The 295-nt window shown below is 42.7% G+C and carries 1 protein-coding gene; it reads right to left on the reverse strand.

Annotated elements, in window-relative coordinates; translation table 11 throughout:
* Nucleotides 1–295: laccase domain-containing protein (locus PZH32_RS13195; protein WP_275208710.1), on the reverse strand; the 295-nt coding region annotated here is incomplete at both ends.

Genomic DNA, 295 nt, shown 5'->3' on the forward strand with positions numbered 1-295 from the left:
ATAGGAAGTCACAAGACAGATTCCCGGAACATTCGTGATCATCCCATCCACATCTGTATAATTGCGTTCCCGCATAACACCTTTTCCCTTATCTTCCGCTGTAACTACACGTACATTCGTTGTATGTGTCTGCTTCGACAGAACCATATCTTCGACATTAACACCCATTGATGCTCCAATCCTTTTAAAATTCTCTAATACCCTTTCCGGGTCATCTCCACGATCAAAGCTTAGATTCAGAGAAGAATAATAGCCCTCACTGACTCCTCCAAGTCGTGTAGAAAAAGCACTCGTT

The sequence above is a fragment of the Adlercreutzia equolifaciens genome (assembly GCF_029076695.1).
Lineage (GTDB): Bacteria > Actinomycetota > Coriobacteriia > Coriobacteriales > Eggerthellaceae > Adlercreutzia > Adlercreutzia equolifaciens_A.